General features: G+C 70.2%; 23 protein-coding genes and 3 pseudogenes. 14 read left to right on the top strand and 12 right to left on the bottom strand.

Features of this window, described 5'->3' with window-relative positions:
• Positions 1 to 484, bottom strand: a pseudogene (locus tag B1L11_RS39170) (hypothetical protein); the annotation flags it as partial.
• 54 nt (positions 485 to 538) lie between these two features.
• On the bottom strand, positions 539 to 1,006 hold the full coding sequence (locus B1L11_RS39165) for a ribosomal protein L7/L12 (RefSeq protein ID WP_079320287.1): 468 nt from the start codon (positions 1,004 to 1,006) through the stop codon (positions 539 to 541).
• 276 nt (positions 1,007 to 1,282) lie between these two features.
• Here B1L11_RS39165 and B1L11_RS39160 point away from each other — a divergent pair, with 276 nt between their 5' ends.
• The 3 genes from B1L11_RS39160 (at position 1,283) to B1L11_RS39150 (ending at position 3,930) form a co-directional block, all read left to right on the top strand.
• Positions 1,283 to 1,990, top strand: coding sequence for an MBL fold metallo-hydrolase (locus B1L11_RS39160; RefSeq protein ID WP_179155529.1), 708 nt, complete (start codon positions 1,283 to 1,285; stop codon positions 1,988 to 1,990).
• A gap of 138 nt (positions 1,991 to 2,128) precedes the next feature.
• Positions 2,129 to 2,986, top strand: a complete 858-nt coding sequence (locus tag B1L11_RS39155; RefSeq protein ID WP_079320285.1) for a helix-turn-helix domain-containing protein — start codon at positions 2,129 to 2,131, stop codon at positions 2,984 to 2,986.
• Between the two features lie 62 nt (positions 2,987 to 3,048).
• Positions 3,049 to 3,930 carry an NmrA family NAD(P)-binding protein gene (locus tag B1L11_RS39150; RefSeq protein WP_079320284.1) on the top strand — a complete coding sequence of 294 codons (882 nt, stop codon included), beginning with the start codon at positions 3,049 to 3,051 and terminating at the stop codon, positions 3,928 to 3,930.
• 108 nt (positions 3,931 to 4,038) lie between these two features.
• On the opposite strand, the gene B1L11_RS53090 is transcribed toward B1L11_RS39150, so the two are convergent.
• Positions 4,039 to 6,375 (bottom strand): fibronectin type III domain-containing protein, encoded by a 2,337-nt coding sequence (locus tag B1L11_RS53090; RefSeq protein WP_079320283.1) that lies wholly within the window; start codon positions 6,373 to 6,375, stop codon positions 4,039 to 4,041.
• A 226-nt stretch (positions 6,376 to 6,601) separates the two neighbouring features.
• Between B1L11_RS53090 and B1L11_RS39140 the strand changes: the two genes are divergently transcribed.
• The 6 genes from B1L11_RS39140 to B1L11_RS39120 all read left to right on the top strand — a co-directional run bounded on the left by B1L11_RS39140 (position 6,602) and on the right by B1L11_RS39120 (position 12,616).
• On the top strand, positions 6,602 to 7,543 hold the full coding sequence (locus B1L11_RS39140; protein WP_179155528.1) for a carbohydrate ABC transporter permease: 942 nt from the start codon (positions 6,602 to 6,604) through the stop codon (positions 7,541 to 7,543).
• Positions 7,544 to 7,555: 12 nt separating this feature from the next.
• Complete coding sequence (locus tag B1L11_RS39135) at positions 7,556 to 8,437, top strand: carbohydrate ABC transporter permease (protein WP_079320281.1); 882 nt, start codon at positions 7,556 to 7,558, stop codon at positions 8,435 to 8,437.
• Positions 8,438 to 8,463: 26 nt separating this feature from the next.
• On the top strand, positions 8,464 to 9,831 hold the full coding sequence (locus tag B1L11_RS39130) for a sugar ABC transporter substrate-binding protein (RefSeq protein WP_079320280.1): 1,368 nt from the start codon (positions 8,464 to 8,466) through the stop codon (positions 9,829 to 9,831).
• Between the two features lie 30 nt (positions 9,832 to 9,861).
• A complete protein-coding gene (locus B1L11_RS39125; protein ID WP_218671584.1) occupies positions 9,862 to 11,232 on the top strand; it encodes a glycoside hydrolase family 36 protein in 1,371 nt (456 codons plus the stop codon).
• Entirely contained in the window at positions 11,229 to 11,357 is a 129-nt protein-coding gene (locus B1L11_RS53085; protein WP_256863269.1) for a hypothetical protein, read from the top strand. Before B1L11_RS39125 ends, B1L11_RS53085 begins: the two co-directional genes overlap by 4 nt.
• A gap of 74 nt (positions 11,358 to 11,431) precedes the next feature.
• Positions 11,432 to 12,616, top strand: coding sequence for an ROK family transcriptional regulator (locus B1L11_RS39120; RefSeq protein ID WP_218671583.1), 1,185 nt, complete (start codon positions 11,432 to 11,434; stop codon positions 12,614 to 12,616).
• A gap of 30 nt (positions 12,617 to 12,646) precedes the next feature.
• Here the strand turns inward: B1L11_RS39120 and B1L11_RS39115 are convergent, their stop codons facing one another.
• Together B1L11_RS39115 and B1L11_RS53080 are read right to left on the bottom strand one after the other, a co-directional pair.
• Positions 12,647 to 13,264 (bottom strand): O-methyltransferase, encoded by a 618-nt coding sequence (locus B1L11_RS39115; RefSeq protein WP_256863270.1) that lies wholly within the window; start codon positions 13,262 to 13,264, stop codon positions 12,647 to 12,649.
• Entirely contained in the window at positions 13,147 to 13,599 is a 453-nt protein-coding gene (locus B1L11_RS53080; RefSeq protein ID WP_143737873.1) for a DUF2218 domain-containing protein, read from the bottom strand. The genes B1L11_RS39115 and B1L11_RS53080 overlap by 118 nt, the downstream gene beginning before the upstream one ends.
• On the opposite strand from B1L11_RS53080, the pseudogene B1L11_RS55565 reads away from it, so the two are divergent.
• Positions 13,591 to 13,887: pseudogene (locus tag B1L11_RS55565) on the top strand (hypothetical protein); the annotation flags it as partial. The gene B1L11_RS53080 and the pseudogene B1L11_RS55565 sit on opposite strands and share 9 nt — an antisense overlap.
• 33 nt (positions 13,888 to 13,920) lie before the next feature.
• On the opposite strand, the gene B1L11_RS39100 reads toward B1L11_RS55565, so the two are convergent.
• Both B1L11_RS39100 and B1L11_RS49045 read right to left on the bottom strand, forming a co-directional pair.
• On the bottom strand, positions 13,921 to 14,145 hold the full coding sequence (locus tag B1L11_RS39100) for a hypothetical protein (RefSeq protein WP_079320279.1): 225 nt from the start codon (positions 14,143 to 14,145) through the stop codon (positions 13,921 to 13,923).
• Positions 14,146 to 14,235: 90 nt separating this feature from the next.
• The gene (locus B1L11_RS49045) at positions 14,236 to 15,633 is read right to left on the bottom strand and encodes a phosphotransferase (RefSeq protein WP_256863268.1); all 1,398 of its coding nucleotides are present in this window, start codon (positions 15,631 to 15,633) and stop codon (positions 14,236 to 14,238) included.
• Positions 15,634 to 15,706: 73 nt separating this feature from the next.
• Here B1L11_RS49045 and B1L11_RS39090 point away from each other — a divergent pair, with 73 nt between their 5' ends.
• Together B1L11_RS39090 and B1L11_RS39085 are read left to right on the top strand one after the other, a co-directional pair.
• A complete protein-coding gene (locus B1L11_RS39090; RefSeq protein ID WP_079320288.1) occupies positions 15,707 to 16,612 on the top strand; it encodes an aminoglycoside phosphotransferase family protein in 906 nt (301 codons plus the stop codon).
• A gap of 76 nt (positions 16,613 to 16,688) precedes the next feature.
• On the top strand, positions 16,689 to 17,636 hold the full coding sequence (locus B1L11_RS39085; RefSeq protein WP_079320278.1) for an ester cyclase: 948 nt from the start codon (positions 16,689 to 16,691) through the stop codon (positions 17,634 to 17,636).
• Between the two features lie 64 nt (positions 17,637 to 17,700).
• Here B1L11_RS39085 and B1L11_RS39080 read toward each other — a convergent pair whose 3' ends face one another.
• Both B1L11_RS39080 and B1L11_RS39075 read right to left on the bottom strand, forming a co-directional pair.
• A complete protein-coding gene (locus B1L11_RS39080; RefSeq protein ID WP_079320277.1) occupies positions 17,701 to 18,468 on the bottom strand; it encodes a group II truncated hemoglobin in 768 nt (255 codons plus the stop codon).
• A gap of 115 nt (positions 18,469 to 18,583) precedes the next feature.
• Positions 18,584 to 19,654, bottom strand: coding sequence for a LysR family transcriptional regulator (locus B1L11_RS39075; RefSeq protein ID WP_306291765.1), 1,071 nt, complete (start codon positions 19,652 to 19,654; stop codon positions 18,584 to 18,586).
• Between B1L11_RS39075 and B1L11_RS39070 the strand changes: the two genes are divergently transcribed.
• Positions 19,616 to 20,881 carry an MFS transporter gene (locus tag B1L11_RS39070; RefSeq protein WP_256863267.1) on the top strand — a complete coding sequence of 422 codons (1,266 nt, stop codon included), beginning with the start codon at positions 19,616 to 19,618 and terminating at the stop codon, positions 20,879 to 20,881. The genes B1L11_RS39075 and B1L11_RS39070 overlap by 39 nt on opposite strands.
• Before the next feature lie 46 nt (positions 20,882 to 20,927).
• Here the strand turns inward: B1L11_RS39070 and B1L11_RS53075 are convergent, their stop codons facing one another.
• The 3 genes and pseudogenes from B1L11_RS53075 to B1L11_RS39060 all read right to left on the bottom strand — a co-directional run bounded on the left by B1L11_RS53075 (position 20,928) and on the right by B1L11_RS39060 (position 23,269).
• Entirely contained in the window at positions 20,928 to 21,149 is a 222-nt protein-coding gene (locus tag B1L11_RS53075; RefSeq protein ID WP_256863266.1) for a hypothetical protein, read from the bottom strand.
• A 79-nt stretch (positions 21,150 to 21,228) separates the two neighbouring features.
• Positions 21,229 to 21,741, bottom strand: a pseudogene (locus tag B1L11_RS53070) (alpha/beta hydrolase); the annotation flags it as partial.
• Positions 21,742 to 21,892: 151 nt separating this feature from the next.
• On the bottom strand, positions 21,893 to 23,269 hold the full coding sequence (locus B1L11_RS39060) for a nitroreductase/quinone reductase family protein (protein WP_079320274.1): 1,377 nt from the start codon (positions 23,267 to 23,269) through the stop codon (positions 21,893 to 21,895).
• A gap of 495 nt (positions 23,270 to 23,764) precedes the next feature.
• Here B1L11_RS39060 and B1L11_RS39055 point away from each other — a divergent pair, with 495 nt between their 5' ends.
• The gene (locus B1L11_RS39055; protein ID WP_079320273.1) at positions 23,765 to 24,496 is read left to right on the top strand and encodes a dienelactone hydrolase family protein; all 732 of its coding nucleotides are present in this window, start codon (positions 23,765 to 23,767) and stop codon (positions 24,494 to 24,496) included.
• Positions 24,497 to 24,895: the final 399 nt, after the last annotated feature.

The following is a 24,895-nucleotide window of genomic DNA, read 5'->3' as shown; positions in this document are numbered from 1 at the left end:
GCTCGGCGGGGCTGCTGCCGAGGTCCCGCCGGCCGCGCAGCACCCGCCACAGCACGACGGCCGGCACGGCGACGAGGGCGGCGACGACCGACGAGGCCGCCATCGGATCCAGATGCACCCATCCCGCCGACGTGGCGTGGCGGAACAACGCCGACACCGACCGGCGGAACCTCGCCTGCGACGCCGCGCTCTGCCCTGCGTCCTTCCCCCCGTCTTTCCCCGTGCCCTTCCCCTGGACGTCGCTCTTCCTGCGCTCGTCCGGCTTGCGCGCGAAGGCCAGCAGCACCGCGTCCACGTCCTCACCGGTCAGGTCGTCCAGCACCCGGTCCGGCCCGGCCAGCCGTACGAACGTGGCCACGTCCCGCGCGTACACCTCCGCCGTGGCGGCTGACAGCGCACCGGTCACCGTCTTGGCCCGGACCAGCTCCACATAGCGGTCCCCGGCCTCCTGCACGGTCAGCCTGTTCACCTGTACGGGCAGCATGATCGACACCGTACCGAGCCGCACCGACAGCAAACGCCGCGCGGCGACGGCCTCCTACGCCTCGCCGCCCTCCGCGTCGACGGCGTCGATCGCCTCGACGAAGCGTTCGGCCTCCGACTGGCCCATCCCCGTCTCGCCGCGCACCAGGAACACCGCCTGCTCGCCGCGTCCGGCCGCCTTCAGCTCCCGCACCCGCGACGCCAGATCCGGCCGCGCGTGGCCCGGGGCCACCGGCAGCGGCCGCCCGGAGGCCAGGGCCTCCGCCAGGTCCTTGGCCTCCTTCAGGCCCAGCCCGGTCTGCTCGCGGATCAGCTTGATCGCTTCGACCTTCTTGTTGTCGGCGTACAGCTCCCGCACCCGGTGCTGCAGGTCGGCCGAGACCGGCGGCAGCAGCCCGGGGCTGCGCCACGCCAGCGGCCCGGCGGGGCGGGCACCGGCCCGCACGGCGGCGAGCCCCACACCGAGAAGCGCGATCACGATGACGGCGAGGACCAACAGCTCGAACGGACCTATGTTGGGCATGCGGTGATCGTAAACCCCGCCCCACGGAACAGTCAGCCCTTCCGGGCGAGCGCGACGGCGAGCCCTCGAATACGCCAAGAGCTCGGTGATCCGCTCTGGTGACTCGCCGTGCATGTCGGCGGCGAAGATGGGCAGCGCCCCGTCGTAGACGGTGGTCACGGTGATCGCACCGACGCTGGTGCGCGCGAATCCTGGAGCCTGGGTTGAAGCTGTCGCGGTCGAACTCATGACTCGAGCGACGGATTCCTCCCACCGGAGGGCGACCTCCTGACGGCCGTGAACACCTTCCTCTTCCAGACGGGCGGACGCACCGTGCTGGTCGATGCGGGCGCAGGCACCTCCCTCGGGCCAGGCACCGGCCATCTGCCGGACAACCTCCGCGCCGCCGGAGTCTCTCCGGAACAGGTCGACGACGTACTCATCACGCACCTGCATCCCGATCATGCTTTCGGTCTCGTGACCGCGGACGGGGAGGCGGCCTTCCCGTCCGCGACCGTGCACGTGTCGAGCCTCGACGCTCAGTACTGGTTGGACGACACTGTGGCCGCGAGCGCTGAGGGCGTGCAAGCACAGATCCACCGATGGGCGGTGCGGGCTCTGGCGCCATATCGTGCCGCCGGCCGGTTCTCCACCTTCGCCTATGGTGAGCAGCCGGTGCAGGGTGTGACCGCGGTCGATCTCCACGGCCACACCCCAGGCCATAGCGGCTACCTGGTAGGTGGTGAAGGGGAACAACTGCTGTTGTGGGGGGACACCATGCACAATCACACCGTTCAGCTGCGGGCCCCGCATGTGGCGATGGACATCGACAGCGATCGACCTGCTGCCCGCGCCGCCCGCATGCGCACCTTGGATGAGATCCAGATGCAGGGGTGGGCGGTCGGTGGCGCGCATCTTCCCTTCCCCGGCATCGGGCGTATCCGATTCCGTGACGGTGAGGCTCGATGGGTGCCCGCGCCGTATCGTCCGTTGGAGCCCGCATGACCATCGGCCCTGCCCAGACAAGACAGCCGCGCGCGGCGGCCTCGGCGCGTTCCTGCGCGAGCGGTGTGCGGCCCCCGTTCCGAAGGCGGTTCCCGGCGCGGCCAGGCCCTCCGGGCGACAAGAGATGATGGAGGGGTGATGGCGGGCAAGTCGTCGTCGGAGGAGCTCGGTGAGTTCCTTCGGGCACGTCGTGCCGCAGTGACCCCGCAGGAGCTCGGCATCACCCCCTCCTATGGGGACCGGCGCCGGGTGCCGGGGCTCAGACGGGAGGAGCTCGCCGAGCTGGCCGGGCTCAGCGCGACGTACTACACCCGCTTGGAGCGGGGCGAGAGCCATCAGGTCTCGGATGCGATCCTGGAGGCCATCGCACGGGCACTGAAGCTGTCACCCGACGAGCGCGCGCACCTCTACCGGTTGGCACGGGCCCTCCCGCCCGTACGGGGGACCGGCCACGAGGACCAGGTTCGCGGTCCCATCCGTGATCTCGTCGACAGCAGCCTCGGCGCCGTCGTGCTCGTCGGACGGCGCACCGACATCCTCGCGGGCAACCCGCTCGGATACGCGCTGTGGAGCCTCACGCCCGACGAGATCGCCGCCGTCGGGACACCTGACGCACCGAATCAGGCCCGGCGGGTCTTCCTCGACCCGCGTTCCCGCGATCTGTTCGCCGACTGGGAGCGCCAGGCCCAAGATCTCGCATCCTACCTGCGGCTGGCCACGGCGGAGCGGCCCGATGACCTCGCCCTCCACCAGCTCGTCTCCGAGCTCGCCACCGGCAGCGACGACTTCGCCCGCCTCTGGCGCGACCACCCGGTACGCGATTGCCTGCACACTGTCCGTCGCTATCGGCATCCTCTCGTCGGAGAGCTGGAGCTGAACGAAGAGATTCTTCGCCTGCCCGACGATCCGGGGCAGCGTCTGATCGTCAGCGCGGCCAGAGCCGGCACGCGCTCGGCCGACCGGCTCGCTCTTCTCGGCACCCTCACCGCCGGCTGACCGGCCGGCCTGCGCGCAGCCGGTCGTCTACGCATCGCAGATCCCATACACGAGGAACACTCATGATCGTCGTCTCATCCGCCACCAGCAACACCGGTTCCGCCGTCGCCGAGGCGCTGCTCTCCGCTGGACACCAGGTTCGGGTGCTGGGCCGCAGTCGCGACCGCCTTCGGCGATTCGTGGAGCGCGGCGCCGAAGCGGCCGAAGTGCGCACCGACGACCCCGACGGCCTCCGGGAGGCCTTCGCCGACGCCCGTGGGGTGTTCGTCATGATCGCACCCGGTTTCATCCCCGACAGCAGTGACTTCCCCGCCCACCAGCGGCGCGTGATCAGCGCTTATCGTCAAGCGCTCGACGGGCTCGACGTCCTCACCCGGATCGTCAGCCTGAGCGGCTGGGCCGCGAATTACGACGGTGCCCGTGGTCCTGTATGGGGGCTACGCCCGCTCGAACAAGCGCTTGACACCCTGACCGGTGTGGAAGTGATCCACCTGCGGCCCGGGTGGTTCATGGAGAACGCCTTGCCCATGATCGAACAGGTGCGCGTCACCGGCACCGCCCACGGACTCATTCCCGGAGACCTTCTTCTCCCGGCCATCGCCACGGCCGACATCGGCGCCGTCGCCGCCGATCTCCTCACCGGGCGCAGAAAGGCCGGCACCGGCACGCTCGAACTGCAGGGCCCCCGAGACATCACCCTCGATGAGGTCACCGCCGCGATCGGCAAGGCCGTCGGACGACCCGAGGCCCGCTACGAACGGATCGACGCCGCCACCATGCGCGAGGGTCTCCTCGCTGCGGGGTTCTCCACCCACATGGCAGACGGCACCACCGCCATGACCATCGACGTCGCCGAACGCCGGATCGCGATGACTCGGCCGCGTGACACCGAAACCGCGACACCGACGACCTTCGAGGAATTCCTCGCCCGCGTGATCGACTGACGCCCCCGCACAAGGACGCCCCGTGTCCCGGGCCCACGGGGGAGGCCGGCATCGGGAGTCCTCTGCTCCCGATCCCGGCCTCCCCTGTGCCTCATCGGAACCTGTGCGTCACTGGAACGAGATGGAGTCGATGGTGATGGTGCTGCTGCCGCCGTACCAGAAGCCCATCGCGAACTGCCCGGGGGAGGCGCGGTTGACGCCGTTGGCGGACATCGGGATCTTGATGTCCTGATAGGCCGTCGTGATCGCCGGGTGGCCGCCGCCGTCGAGCGTGAAGTCGCCGAAGACCTTGGTCACCCCGCCGAGGCCGACGTTGAAGTGGGCCTGCTCGCCTCCCGCCGCGCCCTTGATGCGGATGACGAGATAGGTGTACGCGGACAGGTCGGTGTTCACGTCGCTGCCGAACCAGCCGCAGTTGTCGTACCGCAGGCTGAGCGCCCCGCCGGACACGGCGCCGGAGCCGCCGCCGTTGAGGAAGCAGTTGCCCCCGGTCCATTTGCCGAGGTCGTTGCGCGCGGCGGACGGGTACGCGGGGTCGCCGTCGAAGTCGTCCAGCACGAGGCCCGCGGTCGATGACGGGAGGGTGACGACGGTGACGGGCGCCGACGCGGCGGAGGTGTTGCCTGCGGCGTCGTAGGCCTTCACGGTGTAGGTGTAGGAGGTCGCGGGGTTCAGTCCGGTGTCGGTGAAGGACGTCGACTGGGAGGTCCCGGCCTCGGTGGAGCCGCGGTAGATCCGGTATCCGGCCACGCCGACGTTGTCGGTGGACGCCGCCCAGGACAGCGTGACCGAGTTCGCGGTGCGCGACGGGGAGGCCAGCCCGGAGGGCGCGCTGGGCGCCGTGGTGTCCTGCCCGCCGCCGGTGCCGACGGTGACCGCGCCGAGGCCGAGCCAGCCGTCGGCGCCCTGGGTGGCGTTGGCGAAGCGCAGCTTCTTGGCGTTCGCGGAGACGGCTTCCAGCGGGTTCTTCACCCGCAGAACCCACTGGTAGCTCCCGCTGGGCACGCCGGACAGGTTCACCCCGGTCTGGAAGTACTGCGGGTAGCCGTAGTCCAGATAGGCAGGGTCCGGCCCCTTGCCCCAGTCGGTGAACGCGCGGATCTTGAGCGGCATGACCGTGCGGAGGTCCCAGGACGTGTCGAAGGTCTTGACCACGGTCCCGGCGCCGTTCTTCAGGCCGAGGGTGACCGTCCACGGGTAGTAGAACGGCGCCACGCCGTTGTTGCGGATCCGCACGCCCACGTTCGCGGTCCCGCTCGCCGTGTTGGTGAAGTAGGCGTTGTCGACGGTCAGGTCGTAGCCCATGAGCCGGACGGCGGCCGCGACGTTCGGGTCACCCGGCGCGTAGCTCTGGCTGCCTTCGTTGATCTTCCAGGTGGTGTGCTCCAGCTCGATGCAGGCCTTCATGTCGTCGACCTGTCCCGAGCCGCCGGGCCAGGAGGCGAACGCCGAGGACTGGATCTCGGGCCGGACCTCCCCGCCCATCGAGTCGGTGATCCACTTGTTCTCCGCGCCCGCGTCGAGGGCCCGCTGGAGCTGGGCGTAGCCGGCCCCGCCGAGCGACCGCGGCAGCGTGACGCCGGCCAGCGGCGAGCCTTCCCGGTAGCAGAAGGAGTCGTCGTGGTATCCGATGTCCCGGTTGGTGGCCGCGCCCGCCGCCGAGTCGGGGTAGCGGATCTCCAGCTTGGTCTTGGCGAACGCGTTGTCGTACGCCTGGACGATCTGCGCGGCGTGCGCGTCGGTCGGCATGAAGTTCGGGTAGGTGTCGCCGCTGGTGTCGGTGTCGAACGGCCAGGTGTGCCACTCACCCCACAGCCCGATCAGGCCCAGGTGGATGAACCCGATGCGCGGATCGCCGTCGTACCGGGCGCCGAACGCCGCGATGAAGTCCTTCAGCGCGCCGAGCAGGTAGGGGCTGTCGTAGTCCGGGCTGGTGGTGCCCCAGAAGGTGTTGGTCCGGTAGGTGACGTGCCCGTCGAAGCAGTGGGGGATGGCGTTGCCGGGATGGCTTCCGCTGCCGCCGGGATACTCCAGGTAGAACCGCACGGCCGCCTGGTTGCCGTACGAGGCGATCTCGTTCAGCGCGTTGTCGAGGATCGACCAGTTGTACTTCGAGCAGTCGGCCGGGTCGGTCATCACCTCCGACAGGCCGAAGTAGCTCCACATGAGGGAGTGCGGGTAGCCGGTGTTCTCGTCGCTGCCCGGCCAGTAGAAGCGGGCGAACCCCTTGAGCGGGTTGTCCAGCGGCGCGGGCGCGGACGCCAGCGGATGCGCCTGCAGCGACGGGTCGGGTGAGGCGGGAGCCGGGGGCCGGGGCGGCGCCCCGGCCGCGACCGGCGCGAGCGCCCGCGCCTGAGCGGCCGGCATCAGGGCCGTCGACAGGGCCAGCGCGACGGCGGCGAGGGCCGTGAGGGCCCGCCTCAACGGCAGGGCAAGGGCAGGCATGGCTGAGGAACCTCCGGGATACGTTGGCGGCAGGAGCCTGCGGCGGGCCGGCGAAGACCCGTCACATGGGGGTTGACGTGGAACGGAAGGGTTCGGGGACGCTGCCGTACGCTCACCAAGATATGAGGATCTATTGACAAACTTCCGATGCGTCACATCATTATTCCGGAGTCACCCCGTGACAAGAGGGCAATTTCACCGATCGCCGAGGACGATGATGAAAACGATGCGGGCCGAGGAACGGTCGCAGGTCGCCGAGCCGAGCGATACCGGCGCACCCGGGCGAGAACGGGCCCGGCCGCGTGACGACCGCCGGGCGGCGTGGCTGTTCCTGATCCCCGCGCTCACCGGCTTCGTGATCTTCTTCGGCTATCCGACCGTCCGGGGGTTCTGGTACTCCCTGACCGACTACAACCTGCTCAGCGCCCCCGCGTTCGTCGGCGGGGACAACTACGCCCAGCTCGTGCGCGACCCGCAGTTCTGGCACTCGCTCGCGGTCACCGTGTACTACGTCGTGCTCAACATCGGCTCGCAGATGCTGCTCGCGCTGGTCCTGGCCGCGCTCATGCACCGCCTCACCCGGTCGGTGATGCTCCGCGCGATGCTGCTGCTGCCGTGGCTGGTGCCGAACGTCACCGTCGGCCTGATCTGGATCTGGCTGCTCGACGCCGACCTCGGCTTCGTCAACCACCTGCTCAAGGCGCTCGATCTCGGCACGGTCGGCTTCTTCGTCTCACCCGACTGGGCGATGCCGACGATCGCGATGGTCAACACCTGGGCGTACACCGGCTACACCGCGCTCCTGCTGTACGCCGGCATGCTGCAGATCCCAGGGCACCTGTACGAGAGCGCCGCCCTCGACGGCGCCGGCGAGCTGCGGATGTTCCGCTCGATCACCCTGCCGATGCTGCGGCCCGTCCTCGCCCTGGTGCTGGTGGTGTCGCTGATCGGCTCGTTCCAGATCTTCGACACGGTCGCGGTGGCGTCCAAGGGCAGCGGAGCCGGCAGCGCGATCAGGGTCATCTACTACTTCATCTACCAGCAGGCCTTCCAGTACTTCCACATGGGCTACGCCTCGGCGGCGGCACTCGCGCTCGCGCTCGTTCTCGGCGTGCTCACGGTCGTGCAGATGCGGTTGCTCCGGGCGTCCCGCTCGGACCTGGCCTGAGGAGGCGACACGTTGCGGCGCAACTCGAAGATCGGCCGGCTGCCGGCCTGGGCAATCCTGGCCGTGGCCCTCGTGCTCACCCTGTTCCCCTTCTACTGGATGGTCCGTACGGCCCTCACCCCGGCCGCCGACCTCTACGCCGACAGCGGCGCCCTGTTCCCGCGGCACCCGACGACGGTGAACTTCCTGCGCATCCTCGGGCTCACCAGCCAGGAGGAGGCCCGCGCGGCGGGCGGCTCGGGCGCGCGGCTCGACTTCGCCCGCTACCTGCTCAACTCGGTCGTCTACAGCGGCCTGATCGCGACGCTGCAGACCTTCTTCTGCGCCATGGCCGGGTACGCGTTCGCCCGGCTGCGCTTCCCCGGGCGGGAGGTCGTCTTCGGCGTCATGATCGCCGCGCTCATGGTGCCGCCGATCTTCACGTTGCTGCCCAACTTCGTGCTGGTGAAGAACCTCGGCCTGGTCGGCACCTTCGCCGGGATGGTGGCCCCGACGATCCTGATGACCCCGTTCGCCGTCTTCTTCCTGCGGCAGTTCTTCCTGTCCATCCCGCGCGAGGTGGAGGAGGCGGCCCGGCTGGACGGCAACGGCCCCTGGGGCGTGTTCTGGCGCATCGTGCTGCCGATGAGCCGCGGGCCGCTGATCACCATCGGGCTCACCACCACCGTGTGGGCGTGGAAGGACTACCTGTGGCCGCTGCTGGTCGGGCGTGAGGAGCAGACCCGCGTCCTCACCGTCGCGCTCGGCGTCTTCCTGCAGCAGTCGCCCAACACCCGCCCGGACTGGACCGGGCTCATGGCCGGGTCGACCCTCTCGGTCCTGCCGGTCCTGCTCCTGCTGGTCTTCCTCGGCCGGCGGCTGGTCCAGTCGCTCAACTTCTCCGGGATCAAATAACCCCCCTGCAAGAGAGGCACCAACCCATGAACACCACCAAGCGGGCAGGCACGGCGCTGCTGTCGCTGGCACTCGCCGGAACGCTCGCCGCCTGCGGGTCCGGCGGCGGCCAGGCGCAGGACGACGCGGCGGCCGGCGGCAACGTCACGATCGACTACTGGCTCTGGGACGACAACCAGCAGGCGTCCTACCAGGCCTGCGCCGACGCCTTCCACACGGCCAACCCGAACATCACCGTCAAGATCACCCAGACGGCGTGGGACCAGTACTGGCAGAACCTCACCACCCAGCTCGCCGCCGGCCAGGCCCCGGACGTGTGGACCGACCACGTCTCCTACTACCCCCAGTTCGTCTCCAGCGGGCAGATCCTCGACATCCAGCCGTACGTCACCCGCGACAAGGTGGACCTGACCCAGTACCAGGACGGCCTGCCCGACCTGTGGGTGAAGGACGGCAAGCGGTTCGGCCTGCCCAAGGACTGGGACACCGAGGCGCTCGTCTACAACAGCGCCATGCTCGCCGACCAGGGGATCAAGCCGGACGAGATGGCGAACCTCACCTGGAACCCCACCGACGGCGGCACCCTCCAGAAGGTCATCGCCAAGCTCACCGTCGACGAGAAGGGGCACAACGGCCTCGACCCGGCGTTCGACAAGAACCACGTCAAGGTGTACGGCTTCCTGCCGGAGTGGGCCGACGGGTCGCAGGGCCAGAACGGCTGGGGCGACCTGGCCGTGACCAACGGGTGGACGTACCTGGACAAGAACCCCTGGGGAACGCACTACAAATACGACGACCCCAAGCTCGCCGAGACCATCGACTGGTTCAAGCAGCTCATCGACAAGGGCTACGCGCCGAAGTTCGACAAGCAGTCCACCCTCGGCCGCGACGCGGTGATGACCGCGGGCAAGGGCGCGATGACCTTCGCCGGATCGTGGACCATCAACACCTACCTCGGCCCCGACGCCAAGCAGAAGTTCGCCCTCGCCCCGGTGCCCGTCGGCCCGGCCGGCACGCGCACGACCGCCATCAACGGCCTGTCGGACGCGATCTTCGCCGGCACCCCGCACAAGGAGGAGGCCTGGAAGTGGGTGAAGTTCCTCGGCTCGGCCGACTGCCAGAACATCGTCGCCGGCAACGCCGTCGTCTTCCCCGCGATCAAGACGGCCAGCGACAAGGCCGCGGCCGCCCACCAGGCCAAGGGACGTGACGTGCACGCCTACCTCGACCCGACCAAGACGCCGGGCGGCACCTTCCTGCTGCCCATCACCGACCACGGCAACGAGGTGAGCCAGATCGTGCAGGACGCCATCCAGTCGGTCATCCTCGGCCAGGCCGGCGCCGCGGACGCACTGAAGAAGGCCAACGACCAGGTCAACGCGCTGTTCACCTGAGACCCCCGCACCAACGGAAAAAGGAGCATCATGCCGCTGCTCGTCGAGCTGGCAGGCCGTACCGTAGCCGTTGAGCCGACCGGCTCCGAGCCACCCCAGAAGATCGAGGGCGGGGTCGTGCTGCCGCCGGGCCGGGTGGCCGTGCTGCACGGCCTCGGCGACGCGCTGTTCTACCGGCACGGGCAGAACTCCTGGAGCCCGTGCGGCTGGCGGCGGCTGTCGGAGCCGCCGCTGCGCATCGCCGACCCGCGGCGCCGCGTCACCGCCGACGACCCCGCCTGGGACGACCCGTCCCGCCACCACTCCTCGGCCGTCGCCGCCCTGCAGGGCGACGACGGGCGGGTCCTGCTGCTCGGCGCGCTCGGCATCGGCACCCCGCGCCTGGCCGCCGACCACGACACGCTCGCCGGCTGGTACGAAGACGACGGGGCGCCGTGGTTCCTCGCCTACGGCGAAGAGGAGGAGGTCTTCGGCGCCTACACCCGCGCGCTCGCCGACCGGCTCGGCAGCCGCGACCGGCGCGCCGGCAACGTCTGGTGCAGCTGGTACGCCTACTACGAGGGCATCACCGAGGCGGGCCTGGCCGAGGACATCGCCGCGCTGAAGGGGCTGCCCTTCGACGTGGTGCAGGTCGACGACGGCTGGGAGGAGATGGTCGGCGACTGGGAGCCGAACGCCAAGTTCCCGTCCGGAATGCGCGCGCTCGCCGGCCGGATCTCCGACGCCGGGATGACACCGGGGCTGTGGCTGGCGCCGTTCATCGTCCTGCCGGGCTCGCGCACCGCCCGCGAGCGGCCCGAACTGCTGCTGCGCGACGAACGGGGCGAACCCGTGGTCGCCGGCTACAACTGGGGGAGCGGCTACTGGGCGCTGGACCTGTCCCGCGCCGACGCGCTCGACCACGTGGAGCGGCTCATCCGGCGGGTCGTGCACGAGTGGGGCTTCGCCTACCTCAAGCTCGACTTCGTCAACGCCGGCGCCGCCCCCGGCGTACGGCAGGACGGCATCGGGCGCGAGCAGGCCTACCGGCAGGCGCTGGAGCTGATCAGGCAGACCGCGGGACAGGAGGTGTACCTGCTGGGCAGCGGCGCGATCCTGCTGCCCTCGCTCGGCCTGCTCGACGGGCTGCGCAGCGGGCCGACGTGGCGCCGATGTGGCAGAACTACGCCAGCGACGACCCGTCCGACGCGATGGCGCGCAACGCCGTGGTCAACACGCTGCACCGGCTGTGGCACGCGCCGCTGGCCGAGGTCGACCCCGACGTCGTCTACTTCCGCAGCCGCCTCAACCTGCTCACCGACCAGCAGCTCGGCTGGCTGCGCGACCTGGCCACGGTGTGCGGCTTCCGCGCGGTGTCCGACCCGCCGGGGTGGCTGCGCGCGGAGGAGTTGGCGGACATGACGGCGTACCTGTCGGCCCGCCCCTCCGTCGAACGCAAGGGCCGCTACGTGTTCGCCGTCGACGGGCGCGAGGTGGACTTCGGCCCCGCCGTCCAACCCGGCGGCCAGCTGTATCCGATCTCCTGACTTCCCACTACTCTTTTGTAAAGGGCGCAGCATTATTCCGCGCAGCATCATTCGAGGGGATCGAGGGGGCGGCGGTGACGGAACAGGTCACGACCGGGACGCTGGTCACGACCGGGACGGACGTGACCCGGATGCGGGAGCTCAACGCGCTCAGCATCGTCCGGGCGCTGCGGGGCAACCCGCCGTCCACCGTCACCGAGCTGGCCACCCGCACCGGACTGTCCCGGCCCGGCACGGACGTCATCGTGCAGGGCCTGGTCGCCGACGGCTGGCTCACCGTCGTGGAGCCCGACGGCAGCAGCGTCGTCGGGCGCCCCGCACGCCGCTACCGGTTCAACGCCGGCGCCGGGCACGTGATCGGCGTCGACGTGGGCGCGCACAAGGTGCTGGCCATGCTCGCCGACCTCGACGGCACCGTCACCTGGACCACCCGGCTGCCGGTCGACCCCGGCGCCGACCCGGCCGCGCGGCTCGCCGTGGCCGACGCGGCCGTCGACGAGTGCCTGGCCGCGACCGGCCTGCGCTCGGAGGACATCTGGGCGATCACCGTCGGGGTGACCGGGCCGGTCGACGCCAGCGGCCGCACCACACTGTTCACACCGCTGCCCGGCTGGGCCAGCGTGAACCCGGCCGAGCACCTGGCCGCCCGCTTCTCCTGCCCCATCCAGGTGGAGAACGACTGCAAGCTGGCCGCGCTCGCCGAGCGCTGGCAGGGGGCGGCCCGCGACGCCGACGACATCGTCTACCTGCTGGCGGGCATGCGCACCGGCGCCGGGCTGATCATCGACGGGACGCTGCGCCGCGGCTACGGCGGCGCGGCCGGCGAGATCGGCGCGCTGCGCGCCGTCCGCTGGCTCACCGCGCCCTCCCACCTGGAGAACTGCGCCAGCCTGCCCGCCGGAATCGACACCGACGACGCCGCCGCCTGGGTGTTCAACGCCGCCCGCTCTGGAGACAAGGCGGCCAGGACCGCCGTCCGCCGCTACACCCGCGACCTCGCCGTCGGCACCGCCGCCCTGGTCCTCACCCTCGACCCGCAGGTCGTCGTCCTCGGCGGCGGCTTCTCCCGCTCCGCCGACCTCATCCTCGGCCCGCTGGCCCGCGAACTCGGCCGCACCTGCCTGCGCGTCCCCGAGATCCGCGCCTCCACCCTCGGCGCCGAGAGCGTCGCGCTGGGCGCGCTGCGCCTGGCCCTCGACGAGGTGGACGCCCGCCTGTTCGGCATGGGCCTGCCCGCGCCGGTCGCCCCCCGCGCCTGACCCCGGGGGCGATTCGGGAGCCCCCGCGGGTCAGCCCACCCGCCGGGCGATCGTGACACCGTCACGCACCGGCAGCATCACCGACTCCACCCGGCTGTCCCGCGCGATCGTCTCGTTCAGGCCGCGTACGGCCACCTGCGCCTCGTCCTGGAAGGCCGGGTCGAACACGCGCCCGCCCAGGAACACGTTGTCGAGGACGACGAGCCCGCCCGGGCTCAGCCGCGTGACCACCTCCTCGTAGTAGTCCGGGTAGCTCACCTTGTCGGCGTCGATGAAGGCGAAACCGACCACCGGCTCGGCCGGAAGCGCGCGCAGCGTCTCCAGCGCCGGCCCGATCCGCAGGTCGATGCGGTCGGCCACCCCCGCGCGCTCCCAGTAGTTCCGGGCGATCGACGTCCACTCCCTGCTCACGTCGCACGCCAGCAGCCGCCCGTCCGGCGGCAGCCCCCGGGCGATGCAGATGGAGGAGTAGCCGGTGAACACCCCCACCTCCAGCGCCAGGCGGGCGCCCGACATCCGCGCCAGCATCGTCAGCAGGGCGCCCTCGTCGTGCGAGACCTGCATACCGGCCGCGCCGCCCGTCTCCTCCCGCGTCCTGACCACCAGATCCCGCAGCACCTCGTCCACCGGAGAGCAGTGCGTGAGCAGGTAGTCGTCCACGACGGGGGGACAGGGCCCACGCCGCGTCGCCCCCCCACCGGCGGCGACCAGTCGACCACGAGCTCCTCCTGGGTGGCGAACCGCAGCAGGTGACGGGTGACCACGTCCCGCACGCCGAGCAGCGCCTCCTCGGCGGCCGCGGTCGCGATCATCTCGAACCCGCCGGCGCACGGCCGCAGCACGCAACGCCCGGACCGCAGCTCGATCACCGCCCGGCCGTCGCCGCCCAGCACGGTCTCCGCCTTGTGGCCCATGTGCGACACGAGCTGCCTGATGTAGCGCTCGGGCCTGTCGGTGACGACGTACGCCGTCGAATGAGGCATCGGCTTCCTCCATGTGACACATCAAGCGTCGATACTTTTCGACGCTTCCGGCCCGGCGATTCTGCTGGCCCGCTCGCCCGTTTGTCAAAGCGTCGACCATCCTCGACACTTTCTCCCGTGAACGACGAGACGACGACGGGGGAGCACCCCGCCCACGACCCCGACCTACTGGAGCTACGTACCCCCGCCCAGTTCAAGGCTCTCGGCCACCCCGTCCGTCACCGCATCGTCAACCTGCTCCGCCAGCGCCCCGCCACACTGGGGGAACTGGCCGCGGCACTGCGTGCCGCCAAGGGCACCATCGCCTACCACGTCCGCGTCCTACGCGAAGCCGGCATCGTCCGCCTCGCCGGCACCCGGCACGTACGCGGCGGCACCGAACAGACCCTCGCCCTGGTCAGCCGGGGCTTCCGGCTGCACGAGGAGGCCGCCGCCGGCCCCGACTTCCTCGTCAGAGCCGCACTCGCCGAGATGCTGCCCGCCCGGCCGGGCCAGGCCGAACACACCCTGCTGAACCACCTCTGGCTCACCCAGCAGGAGGCCCACGCGCTCATCGCCCGTCTCCGCGACCTCCTGCCCCCTCCCGGCCGCACCCCGCCCCCCGGCCGGCGAGCCGTACGGGCTGCTGCTCTCGCTCTACCCCGCCGACATCCCCACCCTGCCGCCCGGCCCCTCCGACGAAAGCGCCGCCAGGAACAGCGCCTCATGACGCGCGATATGCGCGCTGTCGGTGAGATACAGCAGATCGTGCCCCTCCGCCACATGAGCGGCGAACGCCTCATGACCCGCCGCGGCCTCCGCACGCATGTGCGCGACCAGATGCCCCAGCCGGGCCCGCGCCGTCTCCGCCAGCACCTGCCGGTCCGCCACGCCGAGCCGGTAGGCGTCGGCGAACACGCGCAGCCGCCGCGCCTGCTCCTCCACCCCGGGAGCGCTCCCGTCACGGCCGGGATCATGCAACGGCACGAACCGGTACGCGGCATAGGCCACGTCCCACACCCGCGGCCCCGGATGCGCGGTGTCGAAGTCGATGAACGCCACCGGCCGCCCCTCCCGGAAGACACAGTTGTACGGCGCCACGTCACCATGGCACACGACCTCCGCCGGAGCGCGCGGCGAAAAGTACCACTCGGCGCCTTCCGGAGGCGTGAAGCCCACCGTCGCGTCGTGGTAGTCCCGCAGCAACGCCCCCACACCCGACAGCGCCTCATCCGCCATCGCGTACGGCGGCAGGGGATAGTCCGGCACCTCGCCCGGGAGGAAATCCAGCACCTCCCGCCCCTCGCCGTCACACCCGTGAGCCCTCGGCGCGCCGCCGAACCCGGCCGCCGCCAGATGATCCAGCAGAGCGTGCACCGCCGGCGTCCACCGGCGGGCGGGCCGGCGCACCGTGCCCCCGACCCGGACGACCCGGTTGACCCCGCCCCCGGTCAGCTCCTCCTCGTCCGCCTCCGGGAAACACGTTCCGGCCGGACCGGCGAGCGCCGCGCGCAACCTCTCCGCGAGGCCGGCCGCCTGCCGGACCGACCACGGGATCACCCCGTTCTCCGTCATCAGCGCGTGGAACTGCTGCCGCTCGTACGGAGTCCCGGGCGGCAGCGGCGCGACGTGCCAGTGCAGATGCGCGTTGCCCTGCCCGCTGCCCAGTGACAGCAGATACGTACGCTCGGAGGGGACGACCGCCTCGACCGCCAGGGCGACCCGGCGCACCGTCCGCATCAGCCGCACGTACGCCTCCTCGTCCAGGTCGCGCACCACATGCTCGACGTGGGCCTTCGGCGCCACCAGAACCTTCCCCGGCAGCGTGGGGTAACGGTCGAGGAACGCGATGTGCTCATCGTCTTCGAACACCACCTGTTCGAAGTCGTACGCGGGGTCGCCCGCCACCACCGCACAGACGAAACAGGGGCCGCCCCTGACCCGCCGCACGTACGCGGCGACATCGAAGTCTTCCCTGGAGTGGGGGAGCGGCCCACCCGGCTCACGCCCCTCCTGCTCGTACCCCTGGGAATGGTGCCGGTCGAGCTCCGCCATGCCGTGATCGTACGAGACCCGGCGCGGGGAAATCCCGTTGCACGGCCACGGGAACGGCGGCGACACTCCCCAGATGACCGACCACCTGCCCCCCGACGGACGCGCCGGAATCGACGCGGCACTGGTCAAGCGACTGATCGCGGACCAGTTCCCGCAGTGGCGCGACCTGCCCGTCACACCGGTCCAGGTCGACGGCTGGGACAACCGCACCTACCGCCTCGGCGAGGAGATGACGGTCCGGCTCCCGACCGCCGCCGGCTACGCACCGGCGGTGGACAAGGAACACCGATGGCTGCCGGTCCTCGCACCGTGGTTACCCGTCGCCGTGCCCGAGCCGTTGGCCAAGGGCGCACCGGGGGCGGGATACCCGTTCGAATGGTCCGTCCGCAGGTGGCTGGAGGGCGAGACCGCCTCCGCCGGCCGCATCGACGACCTCCCCGCGTTCGCCGTCGCCGTGGCCGAATTCCTCCTCGCCCTGCAGAGTGCCGACGCCACGGACGGGCCGCGAGCCGGTGCCCACAGCTTCCACCGCGGCGCATCCCCGGCCCACTACGACGACGAGACCCGCCGCACCCTGGCCGCGCTCGACGGCCGCGTCGACACCGCGCGGGCCACGGCCGTCTGGGACGCCGCGCTCAAGGCGACCTGGCAGGGCGCGCCCGTGTGGTTCCACGGCGACCTCGCGAGCGGAAACCTGCTGGTCAGGGAGGGGCGGCTGACCGCCGTCATCGACTTCGGGACCTCGGGCGTGGGCGACCCCGCATGCGACCTGGTCATCGCGTGGACCATGTTCGCGGGGGAGAGCAGGAAGGCCTTCCGCGCGACCGTACGCCAGGACCCCGCCACCTGGGCCCGGGCCAGGGGATGGGCGCTGTGGAAGGCGCTGATCGTCCTTGCCGGGGTCATCGACACGGACAAGGCACAGGCCGCCGAACAGCTCCACGTGATCGACGAGATCCTGACCGACCACCAGACATGACCGGAACGCGGCCCCGCTCCCGCCGGGACGTCACCGGGGGAGGATGAGGTATGACCCCGGCACGAAACCCTCGGTCATGACGACCCCGGAGGTCGCCGTCCTCGTCGGGCTGCAGGCATCGGGCAAGACCACCTTCTACCGCCGGCGCCTGGCGGCGACCCACGCCCACGTCAGCAAGGACAACTGGCCGAACGCCCGCCACCGGCAGCGACGCCAGCTCCGGGTCATCGCCGAGGCCCTGGGGGAGGGGCGGAACGTCGCCGTGGACAACACCAACCCCTCCCCGGAGGAGTGGGGCCCGCTCATCGTCGCGGCCAAGGAACACGGCGCCCGGGTCGTGGCCTACTGGTTCCCTCCCGACCTCACCGCCTCCCTGGACCGCAACACGCGGCGACCCGGCCGTGCGCGAGTGCCCGAGATCGGCATCCACGCCACGGTGAAACGCCTCCGCCGCCCACGACTGTCGGACGGATTCGACGCGGTCCACACGGTGACCTTCGACGACCAGGGCGGCTTCACCGTACGAGACCAGGACACGGCGGACAATGGTTGTGAGCAGCCTCCGGGGTTCCGAGGGCATCCATCGGGAGGGAGGGCCGGCATCGTGGGCGAAGCCCGCCGGGTGCGCGACAGATACAACGCCGCGTTCAACGCGCATGACATCGACGCGCTGCTCGGCACGGTCAGCCCTGACGGGGCGTTCCTCGCCCCGGAAGGCATGGCCGAGGGCCGTGAGGAACTACGCTCCTACCTGGAGGAGTTCTGGGCGGCCTTTCCGGACGTGCACACGGTGCTTCTGGAATCGTTCGACGTCGACGACATGACGGTCGACGAACTGGTGCTGATCGGCACCCACAAGGGGCGCTACCGGGGACCAGGCGGCAGGGTCATCCCGCCGACGGGCCGCCCGCTGAACCTTCGCTGCTGCTACGTCTGCACCGTCGAGAACGGACTGATCATCAGCCTGCGCCTGTACTTCGACCAGCTGGAGCTGCTGTCCCAGCTCGGCGTGCCCCTCCCGTGAACGCGCGGTACCGCCGCTTGGCGAGGGTCACCCCCGCCAAGCGGTCGGACCACGGCCCTGACGATCACGAGGTAGGGAAGTAGGGCGGCGCCACGCCCCAACCCCACCGGGGGACGGGAGCCTGCCGCGGAGGCCGGGCACCGGGCTGGGAGTTGGCGAAGGCGAGCCGGGTGCCCCACTCGATGTAGCTCGCGAAGGCGGCGCGGAACTCGGGGTCCGCCGGCAGGCCGACCACGTCCGCGGCGTCCATGAGGAGATTCACCCAGCGGCGGCGCTGAGGTTCGGTGATGGCCTTTCCGAGGTGCTGGACCAGCATGTGGTGGTAGCCGCCCCGCTCGTCGGTGTAGCGGGACGGACCGCCGAAGACCTCCGCCAGCCACATCGCGACGTACCTGGGGTGTCCCGGGTCCATGTGGGCGAAGAGGGGACCGATCAGGTCGTCCTTGAGAACCTGCTCGTAGAACGTCTCGGTGAGCCGCTCGAACGCCTCGGTGCCGCCCGCCCAGTCGTACAGGCTGGGGACCGAGGAGCCGGTGCCACGCACGGCGGTGCGCTCGTAGTGCCGCATCTCCTCGATCTGCCGCACGTACGGTTTGATCGCGGAGAAGAACGCCCCGAAATGCTCGCCATCACGGAAACCCTGCAGGTGATCCTCGGCCGAGGTCCACGTGATGCGCAGGATGTACCACTCGGGCTCATCGACGCATCGCGACAACTCGTAGTCCACGCACTGAGGCGCGGCCGCCAAGGGCACCGCGGCGCGTTCGTAGGCGGCTTCGAACTCTTCCGCGTCCTGCTGGTCGATGCGGTAACGGATGTATTCGACGATCACGTCAGCGCCGCTTCAGGGGCCGCACTGCCAGAGGATAAGATCATGCTTGCATTGTAAGCATGTAACTCCCATTAGAGCGCGGTCGACGACGGCTCAGCTCGCCAGAAGTGGCTGATCACGCGGAGCCCGGAGGATCAGCGCGGAGCATCTCAAGGAAGGCCGTGGCCGCCGGAGACGGCCGGTTGTCCCAGATCAGGTACTCCACCCGCGTGGGAGCATCGCGGAGACAAATGACACGCAGATCCGGAAAGCGCGGCACGTACGCGGCAGGCAGCAAGCCCACCCCGAGGCCCTGTCGTACCAGATCGACCATGAGGTCGGCGGACGACACCTCGAAGGGCACCTCACGTCGCACCCCCGCTGCCGCGAAGGCCTCGTCCGATTGCGCTCGACCGGCAGCGCCGGCACGGAAGTCGATGTACGGTTCGTCCGCCAGGCTCCGCAGGTCCACCTCGTTCTCCGCCCGGTGGTAATCAGGTGCGACCACGGCGACCAGCTCGCCTCCGCCGAGACGGCGACTCTCCACGCCCTTGGGTTCCATGCGCGGGGGCAGACCGAGGAACGCGACGTCGACACCGCCTTGCCGGACCCGCTCGATCAGCTCTCCGCTGCCCGCCGCGATAAGCGTGATATGCACCCGCGGATAGCGCCGGCGATAGTCCCTCAAGGCGACCGGCACATTGACCGCCGCCACCGTCGGGATGGTGCCGACGGCGAGCCGCCCGCGAATCTCCCCGGCGGCGGCCGCCACCTCGGCCCGCGCGCGGTCCGCGGCCTCCAGACACTCCCGCGCCGCGGCGAGGAACGCCTCTCCGGCCGGCGTCAGCCGTACACGCCGGCTGGTCCGCTCGAACAACCGCGCGCCCAGCTCCCGCTCCAGAGCAGCGATCTGATGACTGAGCGCCGACTGCACCACACGGCAGCGCTCGGCCGCCCGCGTGAAGTTCCTGGTCTCCGCGACTGCCACGACGTACCTCAGCTGCTGCAGCTCCACCCAACCATAGTGAACCACGATCGATACCGATGAAAAGTATGTGTTGGACTCATCGATCGGTCGTCGCGCACCCTTGATGTCGGCGGCCACCGGGCCCTGCGCCGCCGCCGACTCCTTCCGCCCCGCCGAGTGCCAGGTGCCACCGGCAGGCGGTTGATCAACCACCAGAAAGAAACACCAATGGTCACCCATGACACACACCCGCACTCGACCTTGAGATCATGGCTCGGCGTCGCGGCGATCACCGCCAGCCTCTTCGCCTTCCTCACGACCGAGCTGATGCCCGTCGGCCTGCTCACCCCGGTGAGCACGAGCCTGCGCATATCCCTGGGCGCCGCCGGGCTGATGGTCACCCTGTACGGCGTGTCAGCCGGGCTCGGCGTGCCCTTCATCGTGGCCTGGACCAGGCGCGTCAACCGGCGCGTCCTGCTGTCCACGCTGCTGGCGATACTGACTCTGGGAAACACGATCACCGCCATCTCGCCGAACTATCCGCTGGTCCTGACAACACGGCTCATCATGGGCTTCGCCAGCGGGGTGTTCTGGGCCATAGGCGTGAGCATGGCGATGCGCCTTGTTCCGCCACGCCACGCGAGCAGGGCGGCCGCCATCGTGATGTCCGGCATCTCGGTCGCCGCGGTCGTGGGGATACCGCTGGGGACGGTGCTGGAAAGCCTGACCGACTGGCGGACGACGTTCCTCATCTGGGCCGGCCTCAGCATGCTGGTGTTCCTCGCGGTCGCCGCCGTCATCCCATCGCTGCCGTCGACGAACGCGGTCTCGGTGCGGGAAGTCTTCGGGCTCCCGCTGAAGAACGTGCCGCTGCGTCTGGTGCTGTTCACCGTCGTACTCTTCGTGCTCGGCCACTTCGGCGCGTACACATTCGTGCGCCCCTACCTGGAGCAAAGCACGTCCGCCACGCCCTTCTTCATCACCGCGGCGCTGATGGTCTACGGCGCGGGAGGCGCGGCCGGGAACTTCGTCGCCGGATACACGGTGAACAGAGATTCGCGGGGCAGCTTCATCGCCGGCTGCGTAGGACTCGTGATCTCCTTGCTACTGCTGCTCACCATCGCTCACGGGCAGGCCGGATCGATCGTCACGCTGATCCTCTGGGGCGTTTCCTTCGGCGTCGTCCAGCTCTCCCAGGTCAACATGACGCAGGCCGCTGCTCCCGATACCTTCGAAGCCGCGATGTCACTCAACACCATGGCGTACAACACCTCGATCGCCCTCGGGGCGCTATTCGGCGGGCTCTTCGCCGATCACCTGGGCGTCACGGGTGTCGTCTGGTTCGGTGTGGCACTGACAGCGGCTTCGCTGTTCCTCACACTCGGCACCCGCCGGAAGACCGCACACCCCGTCCCCGACGACGCGTCGGCACCCACCCGCAAACAGGCGGTCCCGGACCGGACCTGAACCGGCCCGAGAGATCCGAGGCGAAAGCACAGGGCCGGGGCCGGACCTACTCCGCTGACGTGCGAACCCTGCCCCCGGCGCCAATGCGCTGGCCGAGGAAGAAAGCCGCGCGGTCCAGTGCCTCGTCAGCCTCGTCCAGGACGCCGGCGAACGACTGGAACACGTGCGGCACGTCGGCGGTGACGTCCAGGATGACATCCACTCCGGCCGCCCGCGCCCGCGCGGCCAGGCGCGTGGAGTCGTCCAGCAGGAGCTCGTTGGTGCCCACCTGGAGCAGCAACGGGGGGGAAGCCGGTCAGATCGGCGAGGACGGCCGGGCTGAGGAGGGGCTGGTGCGGGTCGGCTCCGGCGAGGTACATGGCCCCGGTGTGTTCAACCGCCTCCCGGGTGAAGATCGGGTCGATGCCTTCCTTGGTGTCCATGCTCTCGCCCGTCCGGGTGGCGTCGAGGCCCGGGGAGAACGCCACGATGGCGGCGGGCAGCGGAAGACCTGCGTCGCGCGCGGCGAGGCAGGTGGTGACGCTGAGGCCGCCGCCGGCGGAGTCGCCGACGAACGCGACGGCCGAGGGATCCTTGCCGCTGTCGAGGAGGGCGCGGTAGGCGCCCAGGGTGTCTTCGATCGCAGCCGGGAACGGATGCTCGGGGGCAAGCCGGTAATCCACCGAGTACGCCCCAAAGCCAGTCCTGGCCACCAGGTTTCCCGTCAGCGTCAGGGCGGTCTCCGGAGAGCCGAAAACCCAACCGCCGCCGTGAAAGTACAGGATCGTCCCGGCGCGACGCCCGTTGTCGGGCTCGACATGCAGTGCGGGCCGGTCGCCCAGCGTTGTCCGCGTGACGCGGATGTCGTCGGGCACGATCATCTGGGCCATCAGCGCCTTGAATCCGGCCCGGAGGGCCTCGACCGACCGGGGGCCCTCGGGCCGCGGCTGTCGCATCATCGCGTCGACCTGGGCGCGCTGTTCCTTGCTCATGGGTACTCCCGCCGTAAGTAGCTTCCTGAACACTATATTCCTAGGAATCTAACTTGGAGTACGAGGAGTCGCCCCGGCCTGTTGCCTGGGTTTCAGCGATCCAGTCGGTGAGGCGGCGCAGGAACGTCATGGCGATGGGTGGTGGGTCCTGCGCCATCACGCTCGCGTGGAAGGCGTGCGGCATGCCCTCGTACAGGTCGAAGGTCACGTCGACACCGGCGGCCGAGGCGGCCGCGGCGAAGCGGCGCGTGTCGTCCAACAGCACCTCCGCGGTCCCGGCCACGAGCAGGAGCGGAGGCAGGCCGCGCAGGTCGCCATGGAGCGGAGACTGAGGAGCCTGATCGGCGCGGGCCCCGGCCAGATACTGCGCGGTGACATGTTCGGCGACACGGCGATTTATCACATCCCGGCCGTCGTTGGAGTCCAGGGACCGGCTGGACAGAGTCAGGTCGGTCAGCGGGGAGATCGCGACGGCCGCGCCGGGCAGGGGATCGCCCGCTTGCTTGAGCGCAAGCAGCGCCGACAGGACGAGCGTGCCGCCCGACGACTCGCCGCACATGATGATGCGATCGGCGGGAACGCCTTGCCGGAGCAGGCTCCTGTAGACGGCCACGACGTCGTCCAAGGCGGCGGGGTACGGATGGGCGGGGGCCAGGCGCTGGTCCACCTTGAACGCGGGACGCCGGGTGGCCTGGGACAGGCGGCAGGCCATGAGAGGCTCCAGCGCCGGCTGGCTGTGCTCGAAGCCGCCCCCGTGCACGTACAGCGTGACGCCGTCCACGGTGGCCGAGCCTCCGGCGGCGCTGACCCACACTCCTGGAACGCCTCCGGTATGAGCGAGCGCGGGCGTCACGTCGGCGGCGAGCGCCGGAGCACGGGTGAGCAAGGCCCGGATCGCGGCCATCACGGCCGCGTGATCGTCGGAGGTGGCGGGGACGCGCATGACGTTCAGACGGTCCTCGTACCAGGGCGGAGGGTCGCCTTCCGGCTGCTCCGGGAAGGAACCGGAGCGCGGGGTCAACGCGACGACAGGCAGAACGCGGCCGGACTTCGCCTGATAGTCGGCCCAGCCGGAGTCGGCTTCCACGGCGCGGGCGAAGAGCCGCTCGCGTTCCTCGCCTTCCAGGACGGTGGCCTCGGCCTCGATCGTGAAGACGCCGGTCTCCACGGTGACGTGAGGGTTGGCACGCAGATTGTGATACCAGGCCGGGTGGTGCGGCGCGCCGCCGGCCGAGGCGATGACCAGCATGCGGCCCCCCTCGTCATGCAGGTAACCGAGGGGGACCGTGTGGCGGACCCCCGAGCGGGCGCCGGTGGTGGTCAGGAGCAGCAGCCTGGCTCCCTCGAAAGGGCCGCCCACTCTTCCACGGTTGGCGCGGAATTCCTGGATGATCTGCTGGTTGAAGTCGTACGGCATTCTCTGCTTTCTTGTTCCGGGCATGGCGAATCGACCGCCTCGCCGCATGAGGGCCGGCGGTTGTGAAGGAACGGCGAAAACGCGCGCGGCGGCAAAGGGGTGACGTGGCGGCGATTCCGCCGACGCCGCGGGGCGCGCCGATACGCGGTGAAGGGAATTTCAGATCAGGAGGTCGGAGATGCGGCGGGCCTCGCGCCCGCCCGGCCCTCACGCCGTGGCCGGGTGCCTCACTCGCTTGTGGCCCATGGCCGACCCGGCAGTCACGGGGTTCACGTTATCGCCACCTCAAGAATGCGGCAACACCGCATCTGTATCCATTTGTGACATGGTGGGGGCAAGCCCGCCCTGCGAGGTCCGTGATAAGTTCGCCGTCACCGCACATCGCTGCGAACTGAGGAGGTGAGACCGATCAACGCTGTGACAGGTCGGGACTCCCTCCTTCGCATCGCCTAGGGGGAGTGCCCGCAGAAGGCATCCCGAAAGGCGTGAAACGCTTTGCGCTTCATCTCCCGGACGTCGTCCGACGGCGTCACCGAACAACTCTTCACCCTCGGCGAGATCCCCGGTGTGCTGTGGACGCCGGAAGGCGCCGCCGGGGCTCGTCCCCTGATCCTGATGGGACACGGCGGCGGGCAGCACAAGAAGGCCCCCGACGTCATGGCCCGCGCGCGCCGCTTCGTGGCCGAGTGTGGTTTCGCGGTGGCGGCCGTGGACGTGCCCGGCCACGGCGACCGGCCGAAGGACGAGAGGTACGACAAGATCGCGACCGAGAACCAGGCTCGCGTGGTGGCGGGGGAGGAGCCGGCTCCGCTGATCGCCGGTTTCCAGGCGCTCGTGGCCCGCCAGACCGTCCCGGAATGGCGGGCGGTGCTGACGGCGCTCCAGCGACTCGAGCACGTCGGCGCCGGCCCGGTGGGCTACTGGGGCGTGTCGTTGGGGTGCGGTCTCGGCGTCCCGTTCGTCGCCGCCGAACCCCGGATCCGCGCTGCGGTGCTGGGGCTGGGCGGGGCCCTGGCATCGGCCGAGGCCGCCGCGCGGATCACCGTCCCGGTGGAGTTCCTGCTGCAGTGGGACGACGAGCGGGTGCCGCGGGCCCACGGCTTGGCGCTTTTCGACGCCTTGGCCTCAGCCGAGAAGACGCTGCACGCCAACCCCGGCAGGCACGGGGAGATCCCCGAGTTCGAGACCGACAGCTCGCTACGGTTCTTCGAACGGCACCTCGGTTAGGGCCACCGCTTCGACCTATACCGGACAGAATTCACCTTCTGTCGGTATAGGACTGAATGAGAGGTTTTTAGCCCACAGAGGGCCCTTTGTCGTACCAGAGGAGGGGTGCGAGCGTTCTCGTTCGGCGATGTGGGCGCCAGAAGGAAAATCTCGGGACCCGGGTGTCGAGAACGCGGCGCCGGCTCCGTCTCCGGTACGCCAGCGGCCACGACGGGCGGCCGCGCGACGAAGGAGGATCACCATGGCGATCCAGCGGATGGACAACGTCAGCATTGTCGTCGACGACCTTGAAGCCGCCATTGCGTTCTTCGTGGAACTCGGCATGGAGCTGGAGGGCAAGGGGCTGATCGAGGGGCCTTGGGCGGCACGTCTCGTCGGGCTCGACGACCAGCGAGTCGA

This window comes from Microbispora sp. GKU 823 (assembly GCF_002027145.1).
Taxonomy (GTDB): domain Bacteria; phylum Actinomycetota; class Actinomycetes; order Streptosporangiales; family Streptosporangiaceae; genus Microbispora; species Microbispora siamensis.
Note: the sequence above shows the minus strand (reverse complement) of the source record. Positions and strands in the feature narration are given on the sequence as shown.

Excerpts from the sequence above, each read along its gene's own strand:
- B1L11_RS39155 (WP_079320285.1), top strand. The coding sequence starts at position 2,129 with ATGGCGGGCAAGTCGTCGTCGGAGGAGCTCGGTGAGTTCCTTCGGGCA.
- B1L11_RS49045 (WP_256863268.1), bottom strand. The coding sequence starts at position 15,633 with ATGGCGGAGCTCGACCGGCACCATTCCCAGGGGTACGAGCAGGAGGGG.
- B1L11_RS39140 (WP_179155528.1), top strand. The coding sequence starts at position 6,602 with ATGCGGGCCGAGGAACGGTCGCAGGTCGCCGAGCCGAGCGATACCGGC.
- B1L11_RS53080 (WP_143737873.1), bottom strand. The coding sequence starts at position 13,599 with ATGCCTCATTCGACGGCGTACGTCGTCACCGACAGGCCCGAGCGCTAC.
- B1L11_RS53085 (WP_256863269.1), top strand. The coding sequence starts at position 11,229 with ATGACGGCGTACCTGTCGGCCCGCCCCTCCGTCGAACGCAAGGGCCGC.
- B1L11_RS39075 (WP_306291765.1), bottom strand. The coding sequence starts at position 19,654 with ATGGGTGACCATTGGTGTTTCTTTCTGGTGGTTGATCAACCGCCTGCC.
- B1L11_RS39090 (WP_079320288.1), top strand. The coding sequence starts at position 15,707 with ATGACCGACCACCTGCCCCCCGACGGACGCGCCGGAATCGACGCGGCA.
- B1L11_RS39085 (WP_079320278.1), top strand. The coding sequence starts at position 16,689 with ATGACGACCCCGGAGGTCGCCGTCCTCGTCGGGCTGCAGGCATCGGGC.
- B1L11_RS39130 (WP_079320280.1), top strand. The coding sequence starts at position 8,464 with ATGAACACCACCAAGCGGGCAGGCACGGCGCTGCTGTCGCTGGCACTC.
- B1L11_RS39125 (WP_218671584.1), top strand. The coding sequence starts at position 9,862 with ATGCCGCTGCTCGTCGAGCTGGCAGGCCGTACCGTAGCCGTTGAGCCG.
- B1L11_RS39150 (WP_079320284.1), top strand. The coding sequence starts at position 3,049 with ATGATCGTCGTCTCATCCGCCACCAGCAACACCGGTTCCGCCGTCGCC.
- B1L11_RS39165 (WP_079320287.1), bottom strand. The coding sequence starts at position 1,006 with ATGCCCAACATAGGTCCGTTCGAGCTGTTGGTCCTCGCCGTCATCGTG.
- B1L11_RS53090 (WP_079320283.1), bottom strand. The coding sequence starts at position 6,375 with ATGCCTGCCCTTGCCCTGCCGTTGAGGCGGGCCCTCACGGCCCTCGCC.
- B1L11_RS39060 (WP_079320274.1), bottom strand. The coding sequence starts at position 23,269 with ATGCCGTACGACTTCAACCAGCAGATCATCCAGGAATTCCGCGCCAAC.